At 37.8% G+C, this 25,771-nt stretch carries 23 protein-coding genes; 14 read left to right on the top strand and 9 right to left on the bottom strand.

The window, feature by feature from the left end; all coding sequences use genetic code 11:
• Positions 1-77 precede the first annotated feature (77 nt).
• On the bottom strand, positions 78-1,460 hold the full coding sequence (locus tag MKX78_RS23335; protein WP_341052604.1) for a sensor histidine kinase: 1,383 nt from the start codon (positions 1,458-1,460) through the stop codon (positions 78-80).
• A 10-nt stretch (positions 1,461-1,470) separates the two neighbouring features.
• Positions 1,471-2,184, bottom strand: a complete 714-nt coding sequence (locus MKX78_RS23330) for a response regulator transcription factor (protein WP_341052601.1) — start codon at positions 2,182-2,184, stop codon at positions 1,471-1,473.
• A gap of 150 nt (positions 2,185-2,334) precedes the next feature.
• Here MKX78_RS23330 and MKX78_RS23325 point away from each other — a divergent pair, with 150 nt between their 5' ends.
• From MKX78_RS23325 to MKX78_RS23290, 8 genes are all read left to right on the top strand, one after another.
• Positions 2,335-3,102: an ABC transporter ATP-binding protein gene (locus MKX78_RS23325; RefSeq protein ID WP_322909885.1), complete on the top strand. Its 768-nt coding sequence runs from the start codon at positions 2,335-2,337 to the stop codon at positions 3,100-3,102.
• Positions 3,089-4,942, top strand: a complete 1,854-nt coding sequence (locus tag MKX78_RS23320; RefSeq protein WP_341052599.1) for an ABC transporter permease — start codon at positions 3,089-3,091, stop codon at positions 4,940-4,942. Before MKX78_RS23325 ends, MKX78_RS23320 begins: the two co-directional genes overlap by 14 nt.
• The gene (locus tag MKX78_RS23315) at positions 4,943-5,305 is read left to right on the top strand and encodes a YxeA family protein (protein ID WP_095371402.1); all 363 of its coding nucleotides are present in this window, start codon (positions 4,943-4,945) and stop codon (positions 5,303-5,305) included. It begins immediately after the preceding gene.
• A gap of 474 nt (positions 5,306-5,779) precedes the next feature.
• Complete coding sequence (locus MKX78_RS23310; protein ID WP_095371403.1) at positions 5,780-7,279, top strand: malate:quinone oxidoreductase; 1,500 nt, start codon at positions 5,780-5,782, stop codon at positions 7,277-7,279.
• A gap of 474 nt (positions 7,280-7,753) precedes the next feature.
• Positions 7,754-8,503, top strand: a complete 750-nt coding sequence (locus MKX78_RS23305) for an SDR family NAD(P)-dependent oxidoreductase (protein ID WP_251162420.1) — start codon at positions 7,754-7,756, stop codon at positions 8,501-8,503.
• Between the two features lie 179 nt (positions 8,504-8,682).
• The gene (locus MKX78_RS23300) at positions 8,683-9,429 is read left to right on the top strand and encodes a methionine ABC transporter ATP-binding protein (protein WP_307316315.1); all 747 of its coding nucleotides are present in this window, start codon (positions 8,683-8,685) and stop codon (positions 9,427-9,429) included.
• The gene (locus MKX78_RS23295; RefSeq protein WP_307316317.1) at positions 9,422-10,084 is read left to right on the top strand and encodes a methionine ABC transporter permease; all 663 of its coding nucleotides are present in this window, start codon (positions 9,422-9,424) and stop codon (positions 10,082-10,084) included. The genes MKX78_RS23300 and MKX78_RS23295 overlap by 8 nt, the downstream gene beginning before the upstream one ends.
• Positions 10,085-10,106: 22 nt before the next feature.
• Positions 10,107-10,943, top strand: a complete 837-nt coding sequence (locus MKX78_RS23290; protein ID WP_322909881.1) for a MetQ/NlpA family ABC transporter substrate-binding protein — start codon at positions 10,107-10,109, stop codon at positions 10,941-10,943.
• A gap of 236 nt (positions 10,944-11,179) precedes the next feature.
• Here the strand turns inward: MKX78_RS23290 and MKX78_RS23285 are convergent, their stop codons facing one another.
• The 4 genes from MKX78_RS23285 to MKX78_RS23270 all read right to left on the bottom strand — a co-directional run bounded on the left by MKX78_RS23285 (position 11,180) and on the right by MKX78_RS23270 (position 15,628).
• On the bottom strand, positions 11,180-11,773 hold the full coding sequence (locus MKX78_RS23285; protein ID WP_341052590.1) for a hypothetical protein: 594 nt from the start codon (positions 11,771-11,773) through the stop codon (positions 11,180-11,182).
• Positions 11,774-11,996: 223 nt separating this feature from the next.
• Entirely contained in the window at positions 11,997-13,343 is a 1,347-nt protein-coding gene (locus tag MKX78_RS23280; RefSeq protein ID WP_095371409.1) for a GntP family permease, read from the bottom strand.
• Between the two features lie 15 nt (positions 13,344-13,358).
• A complete protein-coding gene (gntK, locus tag MKX78_RS23275; protein WP_095371410.1) occupies positions 13,359-14,906 on the bottom strand; it encodes a gluconokinase in 1,548 nt (515 codons plus the stop codon).
• Positions 14,903-15,628 carry a GntR family transcriptional regulator gene (locus MKX78_RS23270; RefSeq protein ID WP_307316326.1) on the bottom strand — a complete coding sequence of 242 codons (726 nt, stop codon included), beginning with the start codon at positions 15,626-15,628 and terminating at the stop codon, positions 14,903-14,905. The genes gntK and MKX78_RS23270 overlap by 4 nt, the downstream gene beginning before the upstream one ends.
• Before the next feature lie 223 nt (positions 15,629-15,851).
• Between MKX78_RS23270 and MKX78_RS23265 the strand changes: the two genes are divergently transcribed.
• The 3 genes from MKX78_RS23265 to MKX78_RS23255 all read left to right on the top strand — a co-directional run bounded on the left by MKX78_RS23265 (position 15,852) and on the right by MKX78_RS23255 (position 18,723).
• A complete protein-coding gene (locus tag MKX78_RS23265; RefSeq protein ID WP_095371412.1) occupies positions 15,852-16,298 on the top strand; it encodes a cupin domain-containing protein in 447 nt (148 codons plus the stop codon).
• Between the two features lie 251 nt (positions 16,299-16,549).
• Positions 16,550-16,822 (top strand): GNAT family N-acetyltransferase, encoded by a 273-nt coding sequence (locus MKX78_RS23260; protein ID WP_095371413.1) that lies wholly within the window; start codon positions 16,550-16,552, stop codon positions 16,820-16,822.
• 530 nt (positions 16,823-17,352) lie between these two features.
• Positions 17,353-18,723, top strand: coding sequence for an alanine/glycine:cation symporter family protein (locus tag MKX78_RS23255; RefSeq protein ID WP_095371414.1), 1,371 nt, complete (start codon positions 17,353-17,355; stop codon positions 18,721-18,723).
• A 92-nt stretch (positions 18,724-18,815) separates the two neighbouring features.
• On the opposite strand, the gene MKX78_RS23250 is transcribed toward MKX78_RS23255, so the two are convergent.
• Positions 18,816-19,577, bottom strand: coding sequence for an STAS domain-containing protein (locus MKX78_RS23250; RefSeq protein ID WP_341052584.1), 762 nt, complete (start codon positions 19,575-19,577; stop codon positions 18,816-18,818).
• A gap of 183 nt (positions 19,578-19,760) precedes the next feature.
• On the opposite strand from MKX78_RS23250, the gene MKX78_RS23245 reads away from it, so the two are divergent.
• The gene (locus MKX78_RS23245; protein WP_095371416.1) at positions 19,761-20,585 is read left to right on the top strand and encodes a methyl-accepting chemotaxis protein; all 825 of its coding nucleotides are present in this window, start codon (positions 19,761-19,763) and stop codon (positions 20,583-20,585) included.
• Positions 20,586-20,744: 159 nt separating this feature from the next.
• Here MKX78_RS23245 and MKX78_RS23240 read toward each other — a convergent pair whose 3' ends face one another.
• Positions 20,745-21,833, bottom strand: coding sequence for a CdaR family transcriptional regulator (locus MKX78_RS23240; protein ID WP_307316336.1), 1,089 nt, complete (start codon positions 21,831-21,833; stop codon positions 20,745-20,747).
• 185 nt (positions 21,834-22,018) lie between these two features.
• Between MKX78_RS23240 and MKX78_RS23235 the strand changes: the two genes are divergently transcribed.
• Together MKX78_RS23235 and MKX78_RS23230 are read left to right on the top strand one after the other, a co-directional pair.
• Positions 22,019-23,155, top strand: coding sequence for a glycerate kinase (locus MKX78_RS23235; protein ID WP_307316338.1), 1,137 nt, complete (start codon positions 22,019-22,021; stop codon positions 23,153-23,155).
• 23 nt (positions 23,156-23,178) lie between these two features.
• On the top strand, positions 23,179-24,525 hold the full coding sequence (locus MKX78_RS23230) for a GntP family permease (protein WP_095371419.1): 1,347 nt from the start codon (positions 23,179-23,181) through the stop codon (positions 24,523-24,525).
• Positions 24,526-24,655: 130 nt separating this feature from the next.
• Here MKX78_RS23230 and MKX78_RS23225 read toward each other — a convergent pair whose 3' ends face one another.
• On the bottom strand, positions 24,656-25,564 hold the full coding sequence (locus MKX78_RS23225) for a LysR family transcriptional regulator (RefSeq protein WP_095371420.1): 909 nt from the start codon (positions 25,562-25,564) through the stop codon (positions 24,656-24,658).
• Positions 25,565-25,771: the final 207 nt, after the last annotated feature.

The raw sequence follows: 25,771 nt of genomic DNA, 5'->3' as shown, positions 1-25,771 counted from the left end.
TACTTCATTCCTTCTTATCATTCTTCATAACAGAGATACACCCCTTTTTATAATTCTAGGAGGGGTGTATTAACTCGTTACATTTGCTTTTTTAATGCAATAACAATCTTTGTACCTTGATGCTGTTCACTAGTCAGATAAACGGTGCCACCGTGGGCTGTAATGATATCTCTCGCAATCGCCATTCCAAGCCCAGTACCTTGTGCTTTTGTATTAGTGCCACGGTAGTATCGGTCAAAAATTTGCTCTAGGTCGTCGGGAGCGATGCCGTTTCCATTATCCTCAATGATTAGTTTTCCAGCTTCTAGACGAATATCTACCTCAACGTCTGATGCATTATGCAGAAGGGCATTGTGAATAAAATTCAATAGAGCTCGTTTCATTAAATGCTGGTCGATGGACCAAATGAGTGCCGGATCATCACTTTCAAAATTGATATGATAGCAGTCATAACGAGGATCATTCAGGATGTCTATAACAATTTCCCGCGTAAATCGTTCTACCTTTATTTCTTGTATGTGCAAAGGTAATTCTTGGTTGCGTAATCGCAGTGTTAGGTTAAAGTCATCTAGTAGTTCTTTCATATAAAGAGATTGCCGCTCAATGACTTCTGCGTACTCCTGTCTCTCCGCGTGGGAAACTTGCTCCTCATTTAATAACTCGGCATAGCCGCGAATGGAGGCAAGCGGTGTTTTTAAATCATGGGAAACATTACTTATCCATTCGTTACGCATATTTTCGAGTTTTTTACGTTCTTCCTCATGCGCTTGAAGGGTAGTGGAAACTTCATTCAGATTGGCAAACACAGGTTTATAAATACCTGCTCGTTTCGTCTTTTGAACAGTGAAATTTCGTGCTTTAAGTTGAGAAATGCGTTCAATCATATAATGAACAGGCTTGGTCAGTATTGTGCTAAAGAGTAGCCCAACAATAGCTGCGATAATCAAATCAACAATCGTTATGGCAATGATTGCTTTGAAAACATACGTAATGACTGAAGTGGTATCCATCATGAAAGTAACGCGCTCCTCTTTACTTTGGGGGACACCAATGATGTAACTATATTCTTCGAATTCCCCGAGGAAATACGTATTAAAATGATCGTCCATATACTTATATTTATGTACAAGTTCTACAGGGCTATAATGATTTGCAACTCCATCAGGTGCAAATTTAGAGGAAATCACCTCTCCATTTTGATTTAAAATTTGCAGCCACGCACCGAATGATTCTAGCGCCTCTACTCCTTCAGCTGAAAGAGTTGGTTGTTCATCTTCTATTGTTAAATAGTTAGAAAAAGAACGGGTGAATCGTTCGGCTGAACCACTTTCTACTTGATCAATGCCTTGTTGTTGCTGATAAATAAGCAAACCAATTAAAACCATTGTATTTACAATGATGACGATGAAAACGATGCTTAAAATTGAGAATAAATACCTACCAGTTAATTTCCATTTCATTTGTCCTCACCTATTTTACATTCAGTCGATACCCGAGCCCTTTAACCGTCGTAATGAAGGTCGGTTTGGAGGGGTTATCTTCTATTTTCTCACGTAATCTGCGGATATGAACCATTAAAGTATTATCTGCTCCGTAGAAGTCTTCACCCCACACGGTTTGAAACAATGTTTCCTTACTAAGTATTCGGTTTGGGTTTCGGATAAAACAAGCCATTAACCCAACTTCCTTAGCAGTTAGTTCTATGCGTTGATCCTGCTTGTACACTTCTGTTTGTTCTTTATTTAAGGCAAAAGGACCGGCAGTCATCATCGTTGTTTCTATCATTGTTTGTTCAGATATCTGTTGTGAATAGCTGCCAGCACGTCGGAGTTGCGCTTTCACACGATAAGCAACTTCTTTTGGGCTGAATGGTTTTGTAATATAGTCATCTCCGCCAATTGCCAATCCTAATATCTTATCGATTTCATCTGTTTTGGCGGATAGGAATAAAATTGGAATTCTCGAGACTTCACGGATTTTTTTACATAAATCGTAGCCCTCACCGTCAGGAAGCATCACATCGAGAATCGCTAAATCTGGGGAGAAAGCCTGGAATTGTTCCCAACCACTCTTAACTGTACCTGCTGTTTGTATCGATTGAAATCCTTCTTTTTTTAGAGAAGTTTGCATGAGCTGACATAAATCTTGTTCATCATCAACGATTAGAATACGAGGCTGTTCCACAATAATTCCTTCCTTTCATCTATCTATTAGCCTTATCTTAACAGTGTTTAACGATTATTATATACAATTTAAGGATTTTGTAAGGTAGAAGTGAATTTAGTGTAAGGATGGGGAGGTAAAGTAGAGACATAAGAAAGAGGTGCTTAATATATGGAATCATTATTAGTTGTAAAAAAGGTAGAAAAAATATACGGAAAAGGTGCAAACACATTTCATGCGCTTCAGAATATATCATTTGACATTAACCATGGGGAATTTGTAGGCGTTATGGGGCCATCAGGAGCTGGGAAGTCTACCTTACTAAATGTATTGGCAACAATTGACTCTCCGACAAACGGTGATATTTATATTGAAGAAGACAATATTGCCAAAATGAAAGAAGAGAAGTTAGCGGATTTTCGCCGTGATCATTTAGGTTTTATTTTTCAAGACTACAACCTACTCGATTCATTAACTGTTCGCGAAAATATTGTCTTGCCACTGGCGATTGCTAAAAAATCAGCAAAGGAAATGGCTGAAAAAGTAGAGACATTAGCGCATACTTTCGGGATTGCTTCTTTATTGGATAAATATCCTTATCAAATATCTGGAGGTCAGAAACAAAGAACGGCAGCTTGTCGTGCACTGATTTCGAATCCTAAATTGATTTTTGCTGATGAACCGACTGGTGCTTTGGATTCAAAGTCAGCAACAGACTTACTAGAAAGCATGAGCCAATTAAATGAAAAGCATGAAACAACAATTATGATGGTTACGCATGATGCTTATGCTGCTAGTTTTTGCCGAAGAATTCTTTTTATTAAAGATGGCCAATTATCAAAGGAAATCTATCGTGGTTCACATACGAGGAAAGAGTTTTTCCAAATGATCTTAGCGGAATTGGCACAGCTAGGCGGTGACGATAATGACGCTATTTGATTTAGCGATCAAGAATATTCGTCGAAATGTGAAGAGTTATGGGCTGTACATCGGCTCGATGATTTTCTCTATTATCATTTATTTTACTTTTGTCACGTTGAAATATAGTGAAGACATCACTGCCTTGGCAGCAGTCTCAAAGCAAGTCAGTAGTATTATGAGTGCATCTGCATTTGTCCTGATTATTTTTGTTGCTGTATTTATCCTTTATTCGAACTCTTTTTTTATGAAAAAAAGGAAGCAGGAAGTAGCGCTTTATTCCTTACTTGGGGTACGTAAACGCTCCATCGGTTTTATGCTTTTTTTCGAGAATATCGTTATTGGCGTAATTGCCTTAATTATTGGTGTTGGCTTGGGCTTCTTACTATCACAACTTCTCTTAATGGTTTTATTAAAATTAATGGGACTTGAAGTAATGAGCAGTCTAGCATTTTCACCAAGTGCAGTTGTTAATACAGTCATCGTCTTTATGATTCTGTTTTTATTTACGTCATTACAAGGGTATCGTGTAATTTATCGTTTTAAGTTAATTGATTTATTTCACGCAGAAAAGAAAGGCGAGGAATTGCCGAAAGCACGTCTTATTTCGGCTTTATTAGGTGTGGCATCATTAGCAGGTGCTTATTGGTTGGCGTTGCAAGATTTGATGACTTCAGAAGTATGGCGCTTACTTAGTGTAGCTATGCCATTAGTTATTATTGGATTAACGGTGTTAGGAACGTATCTGATTTTTAATAGTGTACTTGTTTATATTTTATCGAAATTAAAAAATCAAAAGAACTGGGCTTGGAAAGGCTTAAATCTATGGACAACGTCACAGCTATTGCACCGCATTCGTGGAAATGCACGAACACTAACAGTGATTGCAACTTTAAGTGCGACAACAATTACTGCTGGAGGTGCGGTATTTGGGCTTTATTATAATGCGGATAAAGAAATAGAGACCTATACGCCTATTACATTTATGTGGGAGGGCGAGCCACAGAAAATTACACAAGACATTGTTGTGTATGAAGAGGAAATCAAAAGTAAAACTGTCCGTATAGCTGAAGGTGACATGGAAATAGACTACCAAGTAATGGATTATTCAACCTTCAAGCAATTGGCTACACGACAAGGGTGGGAGGACCTCCCTACCATTAATCAGGAAGAGGCATTCATTCTGGATACGTATTATGATGAGCGTTGGTCGACGAAAGTAGATGAGGTTAAGCTTAATAAGCAGACATTAAATGTGATCGCTTACGAGGATCGATCCGTTGTTAATACCTTCACAATGGGAGGTAAATTATTAGTTGTAACAGATGCTTTGTTTGAACAAATAGACAGCCCGCAGGTGACCTACCAAGCGGTTCAAGTGGAAGATTATAAAAAGCAGCAAGCACTATCAGATGATTTAGCTGCTTCTACAGAACAATTTTCAAGTGCAACACAACAATATAAAGATTCCATTGAAGCTTCAGGCTCTATGCTATTTGTTGGAAGCTTTCTTGGACTCGTATTCTTAGTCGCTACGGGTAGCATCATTTTCTTTAAGATGATGACTGAAGCAGAAGAAGATAAAGGGAAATATCAAGTGTTATACAAAATTGGTGTGTCACAAAAAGAAATGAAACGAACGATTAGACATCAGGTGGGAATGATCTTTACTGCGCCGTTACTACTTGGATTAATGCATGGAGCGATCGCCTTAGTTGCATTTTCTAATTTGCTAATGATGAATCTGCTTATACCAGTAGTAATATGGATGCTAGCATATACAATGATCTATTTCATCTATTATTTCTTAACGATAAGAAGCTTTCAAAAGACGATATTTTCAATGTTAGGGGAGAGATAAATGAAGAAGACAACTGGGGTTATTGGAGGAATTGTCATCGTTTTTATTGTGGCAGTTATTCTATTAATAAATATAGATTTTAATCGTTTAGGCAAAGAGAATGCGTATGTTCAATTAAATGAAGAGCCGAGAGTAGAAGAAGAAACATTAGAATCAGGAGAAGTGATGAAAAGGTATTGGTATGAGCTGCCAGCTTATAATAAAGAAGGCAAAGCAATCGCAGTAGAATTCTCTGCTTCTAGAGCTTTGCGTGAGGATGCCTACTTAATGCTTTACCTTGATGATAGTAATGAAGTCACGTCTTACGATGAAGTAAAAGAAAGTGATATTCCTTCAGAAGTAATAGAAAAAATAAAATCGTAAAGATAGGTCCCTGAAATTTTTATTCGGGGGCTTTTAAGTATTTTGGAATAATAAATATTTAGAATGGTAAAGTTGAATAAAACAGCAAAATATCCGTTAAAAGCAAATAAAAGAATACCCACTAAGAAAAAATGCGCGGAACTTTCCAACTTTTATCTGTTTTCCATTATTTTTTTCAGTCAAATATCAAAAAATTTTATATAATATAAATAGGATTTATACTATTATAGAGGGAGAAGAATTTCTTCTATGATGGATAATTGCCAATTTTATAGTATAATTAGTATTGAGAAATATATATTTTGCAAAGATTGATGACATTTAATTTAGCGCATTTTAAAGAGAAGGTGCCTGCACAATGTAAACGTTTGCCTACATCGACCAACAACTGGAAGGGTAGAGAAGCGTTTTTGGTGTAGGTTAGACTATTGTCTTATTTTCTCTGCAAATTTCACGGTATAAGGATGGTAAAAAATGAGCAACGGGGAAACCAAAGAAGTGATTTTAATTGGTGCTGGGATTATGAGCGCGACTTTAGGTTCGCTCTTAAAAGAATTAGTTCCAGACTGGAAAATCAAAGTGTTTGAGAAATTGGATAAAACAGGGGAAGAAAGTTCAAATGAGTGGAACAATGCAGGTACAGGTCATGCTGCATTATGTGAGCTTAACTATACGAAAGAAAATCCAGATGGTTCTGTTGATATTAAGAAAGCCATCAATATTAACGAGCAGTTCCAAGTTTCTAAACAATTTTGGGCTTATCTAGTTGATAGTCAATTAATTAGAAGACCACAAGAGTTCATTATGCCTTTGCCACATATGAGTTTAGTGCAAGGACAAAAAAATGTAGAGTTTTTGAAAAGACGTCATGAAGCAATGTCTAGCAATCCACTATTTGCTAGTATGGAGTATGCGACAGATCATGAAACATTAAAAAAATGGATTCCATTAATTATGGAAAACCGAGCAACTACTGATGCGATTGCCGCAACAAAAATCGATTCAGGGACAGATGTAAACTTCGGTGCTCTTACACGTTTATTATTCCAACAACTAGAGTCTCAAGGTGTGGAAATGCACTATCAGCATAGTGTAGATGATTTAAAACGCACAAGAGATGGCGGCTGGGAAGTGAAAGTACGTGACCATGCAGGTGGAAACCTGGAAAACCATAAAGCAGACTTTGTCTTTATCGGTTGTGGAGGCGGTAGCTTACACTTACTACAAAAGTCAGGTATTCCTGAAGGGAAAGGCATTGGCGGGTTCCCTGTCAGTGGAATATTTATGTCTTGTACAAACCAAGAGATCGTTGAACAGCACCATGCGAAAGTTTATGGTAAAGCGCCTGTGGGTGCACCACCAATGTCTGTGCCGCATTTGGATACAAGATACATTAATAACAAAAAATCATTATTATTCGGTCCATTCGCCGGCTTCTCACCAAAGTTTTTAAAAAATGGATCCATGTTTGATTTAATCACTTCTGTTAAGCCAAGCAATGTGTTAACCATGTTATCAGCTGGTGTGAAGGAAATGGGCTTAACAAAATATCTAATTGAGCAAGTGCTACAGTCAAAAGAAAAGCGTATGGAGCAATTACGTGAATTCGTTCCAAATGCAAAAAGTGAAGACTGGGAATTAGTCATTGCTGGACAACGTGTGCAAGTGATTAAAGATACAGAAGAAGGCGGAAAAGGGACGCTCCAATTTGGTACTGAAGTGGTAACGGCAGGCGACGGTTCAATAGCTGCTTTATTAGGCGCATCACCAGGGGCATCAACAGCTGTTCCAGTAATGCTGGATATCATTGAGCGCTGCTTCCCAGAAAACATAAAAGAGTGGGAGCCAAAAATTAAAGAGATGGTACCATCTTACGGTCTTTCTTTATCAGAAAATCCCGAGTTACTCCAAAAAGTAAATCAAACGACTGACCGAGCGCTCGGTTTAGATCAAAATAAAGCGATTCATAATTAATATATGAGAGAGAAACCTGAACATCACAGCTGAAGTGTGGAATGTTCAGGTTTTTTTGTGTTTATGAATGGTTATTGATTGGTGGGGAATATTGTAAGCCTGTCCGAACAGCCGCATAATAAATAGTTGAAAATCAGAGGAATTTTGGAAAATGATTGTGATTAGATACGAGTTCCAGAGTAGCGTATTTATGATTGTGCATAGGCGAATTACCCGCATAATCTGACAGAATAAATGTAACTTTTGTGAAAATAGCCCTTTAGTCCCCTGGCGTTTTTCCATACAAACCCTTTTCCCTCTCCGGTTATTAATAAATCATTTATGAAATCCGTCCGTAATGTTGCTGTTCTAAACCCTATATTTCCCTTAGTGTGTAAGTATTATCTATTGTCAGATCCTAATATAATCTGATATGATTTATTCGTAAAGTATTTAGACGTCTAAATATATTATTTTAATAAAGGGGTCTTTCTCATGAAATTGAATGGTAAGGTTGCGATTATTACTGGGAGTGCTTCTGGAATCGGAAGAGGAATGGCGCTTGCGATGGCGAAAGAAGGCGCGCATGTTGCCATTGTTGATGTGAATGAAGAAAAAGGGAAAGAGACATTAGCAGAGATTCGTGTTCACACAGAAGGTATGCTGTTTATCAAAGATATCACAGTACAAGAAAACATTACGCAAATTGTTGAAGAAGTTGTTAGGAAGTTTGGTAAACTTGATATTCTCGTAAATAATGCACATGTATCTAAGCAGGTGCTCTTTAATGAAACAACTCAAGAACATTTTGACCTTTCTTTTAACACTGGTTTTTATCCAACGGTTCGCTTTATGCAAGCGGCGTATCCTGAGTTAAAGAAAAATAAAGGAAAAGTCATTAATTTTGCTTCAGGAGCGGGAATTGATGGACAAGTGACACAAACAGCTTATGCTGCTGCGAAAGAAGCGATACGTGCCATCACACGTGTAACAGCAAATGAATGGGGACCTGATCATATTAATATTAACTTGATTTCTCCAATTGCTTTAACACCAGGTGTTGAACAATGGAAGCAACATGCGCCAGAAGCATATGATGCGATGGTAAATAAGATTCCATTACGCCGTTTAGGTGATCCCGAAAATGATATCGGAAAAGTAGCTGTATTCTTAGCAAGTGAAGATTCAAACTACATTACTGGACAAACTATTCTTGTTGATGGTGGATCAATAAAATTACATTAATTCAAAAATCTCCTACCAAAATAAATGGCGGGGGATTTTTTTGTCTCTAATTCAGATTCCATCATTATAAGTAGACAGAATGTTTGTAAATGCCCGTCAAAATGACATTATAGAGGGATTGAGCTATAATATATCCGTTATTGATTACCTTTCATAAATGGAAAGGGGGTTTATTTCATTTGATTCAAATGCATGATATAAGTAAACGCTTCGCTGATTATGAAGCGATTAAAGCGGTTGATATCGAAGTAAATGAAGGCGAGATCTACGGCATCATTGGTGCAAGTGGAGCGGGGAAATCGACATTACTACGGTTAATGAACTTGCTTGAAGTACCCGATTGCGGTGAAGTCGTTGTTGATGGAAAAAACTTGATGACGATGAAACCAAAACAGTTAAGAGAAGCGAGAAAATCAATGGGGATGATTTTTCAGCATTTTAATCTTGTGGCGAATTTAACTATTTATGATAATGTCGAGGTTTGTCTTCAGCTAGCAAACTACCCGAAGCATCAACGAAGAGAAAGAGTGATGGAATGCTTAAGGTTCGTAGGTCTTGCTCATTTGGAAAAGCAGTACCCACAAAGTTTAAGTGGCGGTCAAAAACAAAGAGTGGCGATTGCTAGAGCCCTTGCGAACGAGCCTAAGGTGTTATTATGCGATGAACCAACTTCTTCACTTGATCCTCATACAACAGCGGAAATTCTCGCTGTGCTAGAGGAGATTAATCGTACATTAGGGGTCACGATTGTCATTGTTAGCCATGAGATGGAGGTTATACAAAGCATTTGTCACCGCGTATCGGTTATGGCAGATGGCTCTGTCTATAAGACAATTGAGCTTGAACCGAAAGGCATCCCTGATGTGGACCACACCCCTGAATATTTTATTGAAAAATTAACAGGTGAGGTGAGCGGGGATGCCTGAAGTATTGCAAAGGTATGAGGCGGAAATATGGCAAGCGATTGGCGAGACTTTTACGATGGTGGGGATGTCTATTCTTGCCGCTGTCATCGTGGGACTCCCTGTTGGAACACTACTTTTTCTTTGTCGAAAAGGGAATTTACTAGAAAGTCGAGCTGTTTTTTCGATTTTAAATTTATTGGTAAATACGATTCGTTCTTTTCCATTTTTATTATTAGTCGTCTTCTTGATTCCTTTTACAAGGTTTATTATTGGGACAGCGATAGGCACAGCGGCAGCAACTGTACCGCTTTCAATTATCGCTATCGCACATTATTCTCGCCTTGTAGAACAGTCTTTATTAGATGTCCCTAGAGGCGTAATAGAGGCAGCAAAGGCAATGGGCGCATCGGTTGTCGAAGTTGTCTTCAAATTTTTATTTGTCGAAGCACGTTCAGGGCTAGTCCTTGGCTTAACGACTTCAATTATTAGTTTTATATCCTATTCCACTATTATGGGGGTAGTAGGTGGTGGAGGAATTGGTGATTTCGCCATTCGCTATGGATATCAACAATTTATGACGGATTTAATGATATATATGATCATTATTATGGTCATTCTCGTACAGTGCATCCAGTTTATTGGGACAACTGTTGCGAGAGTGATTGATAAGAGATGACTACATACTGAAGGAGGACAATATGAAAAGACTATTTGCTTTAATGATACTAAGTATTTTGATGCTTGCTGCTTGTGGTCAAGAAACAGAAGATCAAACAGACGATAAACAAATAAATGGTGGTGACAGTAAAGAAGAGGTAACACTAAAAGTCGCTTCGCTTATTCCACCGATGACAGAGATTCTTGAGTTAGTAGCGCCACAACTGAAAGAAGAGGGCATTCATCTAGAGATGGTTGTGCTAAGTGATAATGTGCAACCCAATACAGCATTAGCGGCAAAAGAAGTAGATGCAAACTTTTTTCAACATGTTCCTTATATGGAGGAGTACAATCGTAGTAATGATGCGAATTTAGTGGCAATACAAGAGATTTATTTTGCCAATTATGGTGTTTATTCAAAGAACTTTGAAGATATAGCTGATTTACCTGAAGGAGCAACGATTGCCATTGCCAATGATGTATCCAATATTGACCGTTCATTAGCATTACTAGCGCAACATGATGTGATTGAATTAAAAGAAAAAACAGGTCCATATTATACGAAATCAGACATCACATCTAATCCAAAGAATTATCAGTTCGAAGAGGTAGATTTATTAATGCTAGCGAGAATGTATGATGATGCTGATGCAGTCGTAATGACTCCTGCTTATGCTGCACCACTGGGCTTAACACCAAAAAGTGATGCACTACTAACAGAAGGTATTGATAATGACTTTGCCATTACACTTGTCGCTCGCGAAGATAACAAAGATTCAGAAGCGATTCAAAAACTTGCAGAAGCAATGACAAGCCCTGAAGTGAAAAAATTCTTAGAAGAAAATTATGATGAAACGGCGATTCCGGCATTTGAATAACATAGAAATGTGTTAGATCCAAGAGGCTGGAAGCAAACTAAATTTATCATTTCTAATCCTTACCTAAACTAAATACGTGAAAAATAATAAAAAACGAACTAATCTGAAGCTCTAAAATAGAGTTTCAAATATTAGTTCGTTTTTTTCATTTGCGGAAAACCTTTTGTCCCAGCCTCTTGTGGCATTTTATAAATGTATCTGTCTATGTGAGTCTGATGTATTGAATCAGAACCTTCTTAATGAATTGGTTGGTGGGAAATGAAGCGGGATGATCGCGCAAAAGTCGAGGGAGAAAAGGAAAGAAGTACGCGTAAATAGGGAATACGCGCAAAAGTGAGTGAAGAAAAGGAAAGAAGTGCGCGCAAATAGGGAATACGCGCAAAAGTGAGTGGAGAAAAGGAAAGAAGTGCGCGCAAATAGGAAATACGCGCAAAAGTGAGTAAAGAAAAGGAAAGAAGTGCGCGCAAACAGGGAATACGCGCAAAAGTGAGTGGAGAAAAGGAAAGAAGTGCGCGCAAATAGGGAATACGCGCAAAAGTGAGTAAAGAAAAGGAAAGAAGTGCGCGTAAATAGGGAATACGCGCAAAAGCGAGTGAAGAAAGGGAAAGAAGTGCGCGCAAATAGGGAATACGCGCAAAAGTGAGTGAAGAAAAGGAAAGAAGTGCGCGCAAATAGGGAATACGCGCAAAAGCGAGTGAAGAAAGGGAAAGAAGTGCGCGCAAATAGGGAATACGCGCAAAAGTGAGTGGAGAAAAGGAAAGAAGTGCGCGTAAATAGGGAATACGCGCAAAAAATCGAATAAAAAACCAAAGTTGTGAACGCAAAGTCACAGTAGCTTACAGCAAGAACGTTTAGATCCGAGGTTTATGTATGACTCATTGTGCGTGCCTTTAATTTTCTTAAACCTTTAACGATATTTTCCATCCCATTCAAGCTTTTATAATTTCAGATCGGCTTTTTGATACGATAACGGTTCTCTCCGAATTAGCTAGTAACAAAGCAAAAAGCCGAGTGAGTGGATCGTAACTCTCTCGGCTTTTTGCTTTTTGTCACTTAAACAATCAAGCTTAATAATAAAGTAAATACTAGGCCTGAAATGGCAATGATTGTTTCTAATAATGTCCATGTAGCAAACGTTTCTTTCATTGATAAACCAAAATACTCTTTAAACATCCAGAAACCTGCATCATTGACGTGGGATGCGATTAAGCTACCTGCACCTGTTGCGAGTACAACGAGAGCTAGGTTAACGTCTGTTTGACCGAGTAAAGGGATAACAAGTCCAGCTGTTGTTAATGCTGCAACTGTCGCAGAACCTAAGGAAATTCTCAAGATGGCTGCGATGGTCCAGGCTAATAAGATAGGTGAAAGGGTCGTGCCTTCGAATAATTGGGCAACATAATCACCAACCCCACCGTCAATCAATACTTGCTTGAAAGCACCACCGCCACCGATGATCAGTAGCATCATTCCAATTTGTGTGATGGCTGTTGTGCAAGAGTCCATTACTTGTTTAATTGGAATATTGCGGCCAATGCCCATTGTGTAAATGGCCACAAGTAGAGAGATCAAAATCGCGATTGAAGCATCACCAATGAACTTAATCACGATAACGATTATGCTATCGCTAAAGCCCATCGTTTCTTGAAGTAAAGTAACGATTGTTGCAATCGACATAAGGATAACTGGTAACATCGCTGTAAATACACTGATACCAAACCCTGGTGTGTCTTCAAGTTTAAATTGTTTTTGCTCACCTAAAGAAGCAATATTTCCGCTCTTTGTGAATGAGTTTGGTACGATTTTCTTCGCAATTTTAGTGAAAACTGGACCAGCAATAATCACTGTTGGGATAGCAATAATCATCCCATATAATAGAACTTCACCGATATTTGCACCGTACTCACCAGCAATGACGGTTGGACCAGGGTGAGGCGGTAAGAAACCATGTGTAACAGATAATGCTGCTGCCATTGGGATACCGAGATAAAGAATCGATACTTTTAATTCTCTTGAAATCGCAAATACGATGGGAATAAGTAATACAAGACCTACTTCAAAGAATAGGGCAATCCCGATAATAAAGGATGATACGACAACTGCCCATTGGATATTTTTCTCACCAAACTTATTGACAAGGGTCATTGCAATTCTTTGTGCACCGCCAGCATCAGCGATTAATTTACCAAGCATAGCACCTAGACCAAAGATTAGGGCGATATGTCCAAGTGTTCCACCAAGACCGCTTTCAATCGTGCCAACAATTTCTGATGCAGGCATGCCAAGAGCTAGGGCAACACCAAATGAAACGATAATAAGTGAGACAAATGTGTTGAGTTTGAGCCCCATAATAAGGAGCAATAGGGCAATGATACCTAAAGCAACAATAAATAATGGCATAGTTTTCTCTCCTTTTTATTCGCTATCTTTTCCAATCAAGCCTCTTTGGTAGTTAGCGATTTTTGTATATTCCTCTGTTAATACTCTTGTCAGGTTGATAAAGCTAGGCATTAGTTGACGATACGCATTTGCTGCATCTTCATCTGGTGTATGTTTATGTGTGCTACCGATCATGTCAGAAGCTACTGCAAAATTTTCAATCTCTCCTGTAGCGTATAACCCAAGGATACATGCCCCTAAGCAGGAACTTTCATAGCTTTCAGGTACGACCACTTCAGAATCAAAAATATCCGCCATCATTTGGCGCCAAACAGCAGAGCGGGCAAATCCGCCTGTCGCTTGAATACGCGTAACAGGTTCGTCCATACACTCCATAAGTGCGAGGAAAACAGTGTATAAGTTGAAAATGACACCCTCTAATGCGGCGCGAATCATATGTTCTTTTTTATGTGAAAGGGTTAAACCAAAGAATGAGCCTCGAACATCTGGATTCCATACAGGTGCTCTTTCACCCGCAAGGAAAGGATGGAAAATAAGTCCATTTGCACCCGGTCTCACACGTTCAGCAATTTTTGTTAACACTTCATATGGATCGAGTCCTAAACGTTTGGCAGTCTCTACCTCGGATGAGGCAAATTCGTCACGAATCCAACGGAGGACAATCCCACCATTATTAACAGGGCCACCAATGACCCAATGATCTTCCGTTAGTGCATAACAGAAAATCCGGCCTTTTTCATCTGTTTGCGGACGGTCAATAATCGTACGAATGGCTCCACTAGTTCCGATGGTGACAGCGATTTCCCCTTTGCCAATTGCATTGACACCAAGATTAGAGAGGACACCATCACTTGCACCGATAACAAAAGGGGTATGAGGATCAAGTCCCATTTGTAAGGCAAGCTCACTGTCACAGTGCGTGAATATCTGTGTTGTGGGAACAAGGGTGGATAGCTGGTCCTCGCGAATGCCCGCTATCTTTAATGCTTCTTTGTCCCATGTTAATTCAGTAAGATTCATCATTCCCATTGCTGATGCGATAGAATAATCAACAACATATTGGTTAAAGAACTTCTTGAAAATATACTCTTTTATGCCAATGTATTTTTTCGCTCTTTGGGCTATTTCTGGGCGTTCATTTGTGATCCATGTTATTTTACTCAATGGGGACATTGGATGAATAGGGGTCCCTGTACGTTTATAAATCTCATGACCACCCCATTCATCTTTAATTTTATGTGCCCATGATTCACTGCGGTTATCGGCCCATGTAATACATGGAGTCAATGGTTGATCATTCTCATCGATAGCAATTAGGCTATGCATGGCACTACTAAAGGAAATAAATGCTGGCATCATTTCTCTATTTTTTTTCATAATGTTCGTTATCGCCTGCTTGACCGCTTGGTAGATTTCTTCAGGGTCCTGCTCAGCTGTAGACATATCTGGTGTATGCAATGGGTAGCCGATGTTTTCTTTTTGAATGACTTTCCCGTCTTTTGTAAAAAGAACAGCCTTTGTGCTGGTTGTTCCAATATCTACACCTAACATATAGGTTGTCATTTTGTTCCGCCCCCTTCTGCAAGAATTTCTTGGGATTTCCACATATCTTCAACTCTTCCTTGCACATCATCAAAATTTTGATGGAGAGATTGAATCATTAATGTTTTATCTTTTTTCTCAATCGCTTCGATATAGAGAGCGTGGTTTGTGAATATACGTTCGAAATCGTGCTGGTTTTCTTTAAAACGCTTACGCATGGATAATAGAATCAATCCTTCCATAACTGGTTTTAAATTATTCCAGATCATTAATATATATGAGTGATTAGCGGCTCGAATAATTGTCTCATGAAATTGTAAATCCTGAAGTGAGAATTCATCCGCATCATTATATTTAATAGAGACTTTCATCATTTCTAAAATCTTATTGAGTTCTTTTACAAGGTCTGTAATATCTGAACGTACAAGTCGTTGATAGATAAACGTTTCAATAAGAATACGCACATCGTATATTTCTTCTATTTCTTTCTCGGATAAGCCAATGACGACTGCACCCATTCGTTCTTGGCGAATAATATTTTCAGCAGAAAGAATTTTTAATGCTTCTCTTATTGGTGATCGACTTACTGAAAAGTCAGCAGCTAATTTATTTTCAGAAAGAATGGTACCGCTTTCAATACGTCCTGAGAGAATTTGCATCCTTAATTCACTTACAACGCGCTCACCTGTCGAAGCTTTCGTAAGCCATTTGGAAGGGTAGAGAAATTCTATTGGTTCGTTCATCATAACACCTTCTCATTTTAGTATACTTGTATACAAGTATTATATCTCGAATTTTCGATTATTCAAGGCGTTAATAAGAATTGTTTTTTTAGTATGGAGGAAATGGGGGGAAGGGTGGCGGACGAATCCTCTTAGAAAGGTATTCTTAGCTCAAATAAAGATTTAATTATTATTCACTATTTAAGATAAATCATTCGTCACTATTCCATTTAGGTTACATATAATGAAGCAATTTGATGTTGAAGGAGTGGGAAGGGTGTTTTGTAATGATGAGAATATTACCTTATTGATTGTCTCCTTAGAGAAGGGTGAAGTGACACCCATTCAATGTCACCTGAATGCTTCTTCACTCTTATATTGTGTACAAGGGAGAATAGAAGTATCATTTGTGTTACCAGATGTACATCAAATCAAGTTGTTCACTATTTCCCCCAACCAAGTAGTTAATATCCCCAAAGGATGTTGGCACCTTATACAAGCTAAAAAAGATAGTCAATGGTTAAATGCTTTTGATTGTCCTCTGCCTCAAACCATTTTTGCATCGCAGGTACAAGAGTTAAATGAGCCTAGAATACTCACGTCAAAAGCACTTCGTCAACATACCGTAATGGCAATTGAAAGTGAACCCTACTATTATCATCATGGTAACTTATCGTTTCCAAAAAAATAGAGCCATAGTTCTACCAGGGTAAACAAGGTGGGACCGTATAGGATTCCTCCATAAAAAGCAAAGATGAAGGCCGAGCAAGTAGGAGTTGCCCGTCATTCAGATGGATAAACCAAAGCGAAAATAGTACATATCCCAGTAAACATTAGCACATACTATAATTAAAAAGGTACGCTGCTCTTATAACGTGTACGGTTCGTGTTTTTGAGAAAAGCATCATGAAGACCATCATTCAAAAGAAGGAGGTGTGAGGCGTGGAAATTAAAAAAGCAAGCAATCGACATTATGGTATCGATGATAGTGGGAAGGAACAAGGAGAAGTTACTTTTTCGGAAAGAAACGATCACACCATTGTTATTGATCATACATATGTAGAGGAAGAAGCAAGAGGGACTGGACTTGCTGAACAACTAGTGGATTCGGTTGTGCAAGAGGTGAAAAGTCAAAATAAAAAAATTGTCCCAGCTTGTCCCTTTGTCGCTGCCCTATTTAAGAAGAAAGCAGAATATCGGGAAGTGCAAGCTTAAACCAAAAAAGTAGGCGACCCCTACTTTTTTTATTTGCTTCAATCAAGTGATTCCTCCCATGTAATGTTCAAATTTAAAACACTATCGTTAGATATGATAGGATGGTCTACCACTTAAATTTTTTAAGATGTGTTTGAATAAATACAACCCATCTAGGTTCTTTAAAGGACTCCTATGGGGTAAATCTCCTCTCCCTTAAGGCATTGTTCCCGCTTCAAAAGATTTAATTTTACAGTAATATATTCTTAAAACAAAAGTATTGGTTATTTGTTCGACAGAATTCATCATTATTTTGAAGAAAAAAGAGGTGATTCTTATATAAGAAGAGAATTATAGGCTAATAGTTTAGAATTTTTAGACTTTATAAGTTAAGTTAATTTTCTTACTATGATAAAAATTTAGAAAATGTTCAACAAAATAACGTGGTAATGCTTTAATTCGTATTTATTTTTTGTAAAGAATCTATTATAATATAATAATTCAATCTAATTGTTTATTGTTGTATAACAGAAAATGAAAGAGGAGGGAAAATGATGGAATGGCTACAGAACTTAATAAGCGTAGTAGGTAATTTTGTATGGGGGCCAGTAACCCTAGTATTGATAGTGGGAACGGGGATCTTCCTTACTTTTAGGTTAGGGTTTATCCAAATAAGGGAACTTCCGTATGCCTTAAAGCTTACTTTTAGTAAAAGTGATAAAAACAATAAAGATAAAGGGGATATATCCCACTTTCAATCTTTGATGACAGCAATGGCAGCCACACTTGGGATAGGAAATATTACCGGTGTAGCGACAGCAGTGATGCTTGGTGGGGTCGGTGCTTTATTCTGGATGTGGTTAGCTGCATTTTTTGGAATGGCGACAAAATACGGTGAAGCCATTTTAGCAGTTAAATACCGCGTGACGAATAGTAAAGGTGAAATCTCCGGGGGACCGATGTATTATATTGAAAAAGGTCTCGGCTGGAAATGGTTAGCTGTATTATTTGCTCTCTTTGGATTTTTGGCATCATTTGGAATTGGTAATATGACACAAGCAAATACTGTTGCTGGCTCATTTGAAGCCAATTTCGGGGTGAACCCATGGATTACGGGTGTTGTTCTAATGGTATTAACAGGATTAGTACTGTTAGGTGGAATTAAAGGAATTGGTCGAGTTACGGGTATATTCGTTCCTTTCATGGCATTATTTTATTTAGCTGGTGGACTTATTATTATCTTTATGAATATTACTGAAGTACCTCAAGCATTAGGTTTTATTATCTCTGAGGCCTTTAACCCATCCGCAGCAACTGGTGGTGCAGTCGGGATGGCCATTCGTTATGGTATCGCTCGTGGGGTATTCTCTAATGAAGCGGGGCTTGGTTCAGCACCCATCGCAGCCGCAGCGGCTAAAACAGATTATCCTGGTAGACAAGCGTTAGTTTCAATGACAGGAACATTTATTGATACAATTATTGTTTGTTCGATTACTGGTTTAACGATTGTATTAAGTGGTCTTTATGTCGGGCATGAAAATGCTTCTAGTTTAACGGGAGAAGCATTTGAATTCTTCTTACCTGGTGTAGGTAATATGCTTGTAGTTATTGGTATTATGTTCTTTGCTTATTCGACTATTATTGGTTGGTCTTATTATGGCGAGAAATGTTTTGGTTATTTATTTGGTGATCAAAATGCAGTGATATACAAGGTGCTGTTTGTCATAACAGTACTCATTGGCTCGGCTTTAGAGTTAGAAATGGTTTGGGGAATTGCTGATATCTTTAATGCACTAATGGCCTTACCAAACTTAATTGCTCTCTTGCTTCTATCTCCAGTCATTGTGGCTGAATCCCGGAAATTCACTGAGATTAGAAAAAAAGAGAAACAAGAAGAGAAGAAACAATCGATGGCAGGATAAGTTGTTGGTTTATTCATTGAAAGTTTAGCCTGACACCAAAATAATCATTTGAAAAAAATGCAACTGCTATCAATTAGAGTTGCATTTTTCCTTTATTTAGAAGCAATATCAAGAGCAGCTCTAATTGTACTAGCGGTTCTAAGCTTACTTGTAGGTCGATCGGCAAATGTAATTGATTTCTGTGCCATTGCCGGTTTGATTCCACATAATATCATAGACGTACCCATTAATGATAATACATTTGCTAGTTCAATAAATCTTTGCATAATTTCTTCATTATAAGTAGTTAATCCATTTACATCGATTAATAGGGTTTCAGCAAATGTATTCTCTAATGATTGCAATAATTGCGTTGTCATCTTATGGTAACGACTTTCATTCATCTCTCCAACTAAAGGGAGAACAGATACCTTATCTGTGAGTGGAATAATAGGTGTTTCAAGTTCTTCGATTCTCTGTAAGGACTGTAAATACTTTTGCTCGGCCTCTTTCTGTTCAGTTATATCATGTTGAACACCGATAAAAAAATGGGCTTCCTCCTCTTCCATATAAACCGAATCAATTGTTAAGTGATTCCAGAAAATATCGCCGTTCTTCTTATAATTTAGAACTTCACATTGTATGGATTCTTTTCTTGTTACTGCTTCTCTAATACGAGCAATGGTTTCATTCCTTGTTTGCTCGCCTTGTAGAAAACGACAATTATTACCGATTACCTCCTCTTTGGTGTAACCTGTCATATCAGTAAAACCTTTAGAAGAATAGATAATAGGGTTATCATGCTTACTCGGATCGGTAATTAAAATACCAACGCGTGTATAATCAAGTGTCTTTAATATGAGTTCCATATTCATTTTATTCAGTGCTAACCCCACCTTTGGCAAATTTCCATCTATTTATTATCTCTTCCTTTTTGGCAAAAAACAAAGGAAAGACCTTTTTGTTTAAGTAGATGAAATAAAACTATATTCTGTTGTAGGTTTCGTTTATGTTTGATGTGGGTAAAAAGAACTACTAGCGTATGAAAGGGAGCATGTATGAATACAACAATTGGTTTTCAGGAAAATCATCAAGTGTTAGATAATAATGAAGTGTTAGCATCACTTGAGAGAAATTTAGCCATGATTGAGTTTAATTTGGATAGAGAAGTGATATGGGTTAACGATAATTTTGCCAGAGTACTGGGGTATCAGTCAGGAGAAATGGTAGGAATGGATCATCAGAATTTCTGTACTATTGAAGAGGTGAATGGTTCAACCTATCTTGAGCTATGGCGTAATTTGAGAAGGGGAAGAAAGTTTCAAGAGAAAATCAAAAGAGTGGGTAAGTTTGGCCAATTATTGTGGTTAGAAGCGACATATATTCCTGTTATAGGAACGAAAGGAGAGGTAAAGGGAGTTTTAAAAATTGCCACGGACATTACTGAAAGGGAGCAGCATACAAATGAGATGATCTCAAAATTAAAAATGGCGCCCACACATCTGGTTGAACTGGTATTATCTAACTCTAATGAAAAGGTATTAGCTTTAGAAACGTTGAAACAACAAATGAAGCTAATTGAAGAAACATCTAAACTTATTCGAAATATTGCATCTCAGACGAATTTATTGGCAATTAATGCTGCTATTGAGGCAGCTCATGCTGGTGAAAAAGGAAGAGGGTTTGCAGTTGTTGCCAAAGAAGTTAAAAAGCTATCTGTCTCAGCTGATAATGCGATGAAAGAAGTAAATATAAATATTGAGAATATTACAGAGCAAGTCGTGAATGTGTATGAGATAACTGATGAGCTAAAAGATATTGTTTCACGGACAAAAGATGATATAGATGAAACTTTACAGTCGTTTGCGCGATTGTCTAATTAGTATGGTCCACCAGATTTGGGTTTTTCAAAGTATTTTATTTCATTAATTAGTAGATAGATTAGAAAAGCTCACCAGATGGCGAGCTTTTTTTACTTGAAATCACAAATGGTATTTTTACAAGAGTCAGAGAACCAACAAGTGAGGAAGGTATTTAACCAGTTACTCTTTATGCATTTGTCTAAGCCAAATCGCAAGTTGCAATGTAATCGCATCGAGAGTATGCTGTGGGTTATATCCGGTTATTTCTTTGATTTTCTTTAGCCGATAAATGAGTGAGTTTCTATGGATAAATAAACTTTTCGCACATTCTCCAAGGTTTAAATTATTTGCAAACAAGCTTTCAAGTGTCTCAATTAGCTTCTCAGAAAGTCCATTCAGTACTCTTGTATAATAGTAAGTTTTAGATGCTTCACTCAGTTCATTCAGTAATGCTTGTGCTTCAATATCTTTAAAAGTAGCAAAAATAGAAGACTCTGCACTTAATGTTAAAGCCGAAATGGATTGCTGATAGGAATGTTGAATGTTATTGACAGTCTTCACATTGGAACCCAACCCAATTCTTGCAGTAAGTTGATTTTCTTCTATAAATGAAATGAAACTTTGATACCGATGAATGATTTGCTCCTCTGTTAACCCGGTATGAAGTATAAATTGTTGATTGATTCCTAGGAAACCAATCAATGTATTCTTTTTGGGAAAAAATCTTTCCACCCATTGGATGAAGTCATTTTTTTTCAATTTGGGCATATCTGTTTTAATGACTGACACTTGAAAGGGGGGCAAAAGATGAATCTCAAATAGTTTAAATCGTTGTTCAATCGATGAATCTTCAATTGAGTCCTGCAATAAATCATCGAATAAATGATCCTTCGCTTTTTGTTGCCACTCTAACTGATCTAAACTAAAGGATTGTTGAATCATCATCTCTGTAATCATTTTTACTAACTCACCAAATTCAAAAATTTCATCTGGGTCACCAGTAATGCCAATCACACCGATGATTTTTTTTTGAAAATGAATAGGTAGGTTAACACCGGGATATGAGTTTTTCCACTGTATATCCTTATCACTAATGGTGACAGCTCTACCAGTACGTAAAACTTCTGTTGCTCCCTCATGAATCATATTGATTCGATCGGGGTTACCAGATGCAATTATTTTGCCTCTATCATCCATAATGTTTATATTTCTATCCAGTCTAACCATGGTTTGCTTAACAATTTCTGCGGCAATTTCACGAGTTAACATATATGGCCCATCCTTATTCTCTTCATTTCGTTTGTTATATATCAGTAAAATAATATCACAATCTGTTTATAATAGATAAAAATTTAACCAAAATAATCTGTTTTTTTGTTCAATCATAACGATGACAAATAGTATGACACATAATTATAATAAGGATAACACAATAGATGTTAGGTGGCGAGTTTATGAAAGTAGTTATTGCACCTGATTCATATAAGGGTAGCTTATCGAGTGTTTCTGCTGCAGAAGCAATTGCTAAAGGTGTTAAGAAAGCGCTTCCTTCGTGCGAAGTTATTTCTGTTCCTGTAGCGGATGGTGGAGAAGGAACAATGGATAGTCTTGTTTCCGCAACGGGGGGGAAAAAGGTAAAAGTTAGTGTGATGGGTCCATTACACAAAAAGGTCGCGGCGGAGTATGGTGTACTCGGCGATGAAAAGACATGTGTTATTGAGATGGCGAGTGCCTCTGGTCTAGAGCTTATAGATAAAAGTGAACGCAATCCACTGATTGCTACAACTTTTGGCACAGGAGAATTAATTAAGAAAGCGTTAAATGATGGTTATCGCCATTTTATTTTAGCAGTTGGTGGAAGCGCTACCAATGATGGCGGAGCTGGTATGTTACAAGCTCTAGGGCTAAAAATAATGAGTGATGCCGGAGATGAAATTGGTCTTGGTGGTGAAGCGCTAGGTGAAGTTACGTCTGTTCAATTAGACTCTCTTGATTCGCGGATTAAGGATTGTCAATTTCTAATCGCTTCTGATGTACAGAATCCGTTTATTGGTCCTAATGGTGCTTCCCATGTTTTTGGTCCTCAAAAAGGGGCAAGTCCTGAAGTGGTTGAGATGTTAGATCACTATATGGGTAACTGGGCAGATGTGATTGAGCATGCGACTAAAGTTCGCTTACATGATCGGCCGGGTGCAGGTGCAGCAGGAGGAATTGGTGGTGCTTTCCAAGCCTTTTTCAATGCAGATATGAAAAGAGGGATTGATCTTGTTATTGAGTACACTGGACTAAAGGAAAAAATGGTGAATGCCGATTGTGTATTTACTGGTGAAGGCCAGTGTGATTTTCAAACAGCCTCTGGTAAGACACCTATGGGTGTGGCAGAGGCAGCGAGAATAAATCATATTCCTGTCTTTGTTCTAGCGGGTTCTATTGGTAAAGGTATTGAAGAGTTATATGAATATGGCATTACTAGTGTCCACAGTTTAGTGACAAGTCCTATGGAGTTAGACGAGGCGATGGAGCGTTCAGCAGAATTGCTAGCGGATGCTGCTGAACGAGTAATGAGAACATTTATTGCGTTTCAAAGATAAATCCATTTTTAGGAGGGAAAAGAATGTTATTCTTCATCATTGCTATTGGGGTTTTAATTATCGTATTAGCGACAACAAAGTTTAAGATTCATCCATTTATGTCTTTACTAATAGGTGCTCTATTCGTTGGATTTGCATCAGGAATGCCATTTGATTTAATAGTTGAGAGCATTAATAGTGGATTTGGCGGTGTTATGACAAGTATCGGTCTTGTCATTGTGTTTGGAACAATTATTGGAGTGATCTTAGAAAAAGCAGGTGCGGCTTATCGAATGGCAGAGGTTGTGTTACGTATCGTGGGTCCAAAGAGACCACAGCTTGCCATGAGTATTATTGGTTTTATCGTTTCTATTCCAGTGTTCTGTGATTCTGGTTTTATTATTCTTAATAGTTTACGCCAGGCATTAGCTAAGAGAGCTAAAGTAACGATGGCTTCAATGTCTGTAGCACTAGCTACAGGATTATATGCCACTCATACACTTGTACCACCAACACCAGGCCCAATTGCCGCTGCGGGAAATATTGGTGCAGAAGCCTATTTAGGAACAGTGATTTTAATTGGTTTTATTGTGGCCATTCCTGCTGCTGCCATTGGTTATCTTTGGTCAGTTAAAGTAGCAACAAAAATTGAAGTTCCAGAGGATCGTAACACAGAAGAATTCGATTATGATAAGGTTGTCGCTTCATTTGGTAAGATGCCTTCGACTTTTCAAGCGTTCTTCCCAATTATTTTACCCATTCTATTAATCGGTTTAGGTTCAATTGTTGCCGTTCTGGGATACGAAGGTTGGTTTGCACAATTTATTGGTTTCTTAGGTACACCAGTTATAGCATTGTTCATAGGTATTCTCGCTGCTCTACCATTATTACCTCAATTTAATGAGGAAACATTAACTAATTGGGTTGGTAAAGGATTATTAGATGCCGCGCCAGTACTTTTAATTACCGGAGCAGGCGGGGTTTTTGGAACAGTAATCAAAAACTCTGGTGTTGCGGATATTATTCAAGGTTGGGACATTTCCGATATGTTTACGGGTGCGCTTTTCTTGATTATCCCTTTCTTGATTGCCGCAGCATTAAAGTCAGCACAAGGTTCATCAACTACAGCATTAGTACTAACATCTTCATTAATTGCCCCAATGCTTCCGGTTGTCGGTATTGAAGGAGCAGTACCGCTAGCATTAGTTGTAATGGCTATTGGAGCGGGTGCAATGACCGTTAGTCATGTGAACGATAGTTACTTCTGGGTTGTTACACAATTTACTGGTATGAAGGTAACAGATGCTTACAAAGCTCAAACGATGGCGACATTATTACAAGGACTTGTTTCTATCATCGTAGCAATGATTTTGTGGGTTATTTTAGTATAAGAACAAAATCCGAACAGTCACTCGAATGCCTTTTTTAGGGTTCGTGTGCGTTCGGATTTTTACACCTTTAAACGGATGTTCTTAGTCAATTTTCATTTTCTTATGCAGAGGACGTTCCTTTTCATAAATGTCACATCTCGTTTGATTGCGCAATAAGCTTATTAATTTCCTGATTTAATGTTTCAAGGAAAATATCTGTCAGTCGGTTTATATGTTTTTTCTTTAAATGAACCCAGCCGTAGTGAACTCTTTCTTCTTTTAATTCTTGTATTTTCACCCCGGTAATCCCATCAATATGCTGAAATGAATAATCAAGTCCAATCGTTATTGCATTACCACTAGATACCCATTGGGTAATTGCATTTGTATGATTGGTTTTTACAACTAGATTTCTTTGGCTATTGTTATCAAGAAGCTGTTTGATCGTCTGATTAAGGTAAGCATCTTGATATAAAATAATGGGATATCTTGATAAATCCTTTTTTGAAATAAAAGGCTTTTCAGCAAGTGTGGAATGGGCTTGTACCCCAGCAACCATATAGCCTTCTAGCAGTGGTTCAAAGTGGAATTTATCTTCATTTACTTCAGAAGATGGTCCAACAACAAGCATACCCACGTCCATTTCTTCGTTGATTAGTTTTTCTGTTATCTCCTTTGGTCCTAACTCTTGAAGCTCTATGGAGACATTTGGATGTTCTTTCTTAAATGAAAATACAGCGGCAAGTAAAGCGTTTGAAGGACCTGGTATTGTCGAAATACGAAGATGTCCTTGGAGTTTTTCTGTTTGCGCTTGCGCGAATGTTTGAAACTCTTTCGTCATCTTCATGATTTCTTCGGCCTTTTCAATTAATAGAGCGCCTTCAGCAGTTAAATGGGCACCAGAACGGGAGCGTTTAAACAACATCAACCCTAGCTCGGTCTCTAAACTACTGATAGATTGACTTAATGCCGATATAGAAAGGAAAAGTTCATGAGCTGCCACAGTGAATGATTGTGTTTTTGCCACAGTTGAAAAATGTTTTAGTTGATCAAAGGTCATTTACTATCACCTAGTTTTTATGGATTCAAAATTAGTATACTGTTAATTCGACGATTCTATCTATATATTTTTGAGCAGGTTTTTATAGAGCGTTTTGTGTTAAAATAAATATGTTATAGGTAAAAAGAATGTGTTTCGTTTTAATTAATTGAGAATTTAGAACTAGATTAGAGCAATTGTGTTTATAGAGAGAAAGTAAATAATATC

The organism is Cytobacillus sp. FSL R5-0569, from assembly GCF_038007265.1.
Lineage (GTDB): Bacteria > Bacillota > Bacilli > Bacillales > Cytobacillaceae > Cytobacillus > Cytobacillus kochii.
Note: the sequence above shows the minus strand (reverse complement) of the source record. Positions and strands in the feature narration are given on the sequence as shown.